The following is a 1,278-nucleotide window of genomic DNA, read 5'->3' on the forward strand; positions in this document are numbered from 1 at the left end:
TTTGTAACGGTTTCAAGATTATTATTAATAGTCTTAATGCTTTCTGTATTGGTATTTACTTTGTCTGTAATTGTATTTACTTTACCATCAACACCATCAATACGTTTACCTAAATCAGTCGATACGTTATGTAATTGACCACCAGTTACAGCATCGGTAGAACCAGCTTCTACTTTACCTTCACCAAGATTAGAAACTACTTTACCACCAGCATTAATACCGTCTTTTGTTACGGATGGCCCTTCTTTGATAATTAAGCCATCAGTACCTAAGCTTACGTCACCAGTAGTTACACCATTACCATCAACTTTAGTAGCACCAGCGGTAATAGAACCATTAGCACCAAGGTCAATGTTATTTTTCATGTTAACTGTGAAAGTCTTAACGCCATCTTTAATATCGTTAGCAACATTGATGTTTTCGCCACCAGCTACATCTACAGCATCTTGGCTTACTTCTTTAATAACGTCTTTGCCTTTATCGTCTAGGTTGGAAAGGTCTTTGTTAGCGGCATTGTCGATTTTTTCTTTAGTTGCTGCATTGAGATCAACTACTAAATCATTACCAACTACTTTGCTTTCTACCGCGCCATCCTTAGCACCTTTCACGCCAAAGCCAGTATTTTCTTTATTTACAGTGATTTGACCATTGTCGCCAGATACGGTTACTGTTTGAAGGGCATTACCAGCTGTTTCTTTTACAGTTTCTAGATTATTGTTGATTGTATTAACTTTATCAGTAATTGTATTTACCTTACCATCAACACCATCAATACGACTACCTAATTCTGTGGAAACATTGTGTAATTGACCACCTGTTACAGCATCAGTGGAACTAGCTTCTACTTTGCCTTCGCCAAGGTTAGAAACAACTTTACCACCAGCGTTGATGCCGTCTTTTGTTACAGATGGGCCTTCTTTAATTGTTAAACCATCAGTACCCAAGCTTGCATCACCAGCAGTTACGGAGCCATTAGGGCCAAGGTCAAGATTGTTCTTCACATTTACTGTGTATGTTTTAACGCCATCTTCAGTGGCATTAGTAACTTCTACATTATTGCCGCCTTTAACGTCTACAGCACTTTGTGTAACTTCTTTAATAACATCTTTGCCTTTATCGTCTAGGTTTGAAAGGTCTTTGTTAGCTGCGTTGTCGATTTTTTCTTTAGTCGCTGCCGTAAGATCAACTACTAAATCATTACCTACTACTTTGCTTTCTACCGCACCGTTTTCAGCACCTTTTACACCAAAGCCAGCATTTTCTTTATTAACAGTGATT

Annotated in this window: 1 pseudogene; it reads right to left on the minus strand. The window is 38.1% G+C overall.

The features are described from left to right. A pseudogene (locus VER_RS10020) lies at positions 1 to 1,278 on the minus strand (hypothetical protein); the annotation flags it as partial.

It is taken from the genome of Veillonella sp. R32, from assembly GCF_010093125.1.
GTDB lineage: Bacteria > Bacillota > Negativicutes > Veillonellales > Veillonellaceae > Veillonella_A.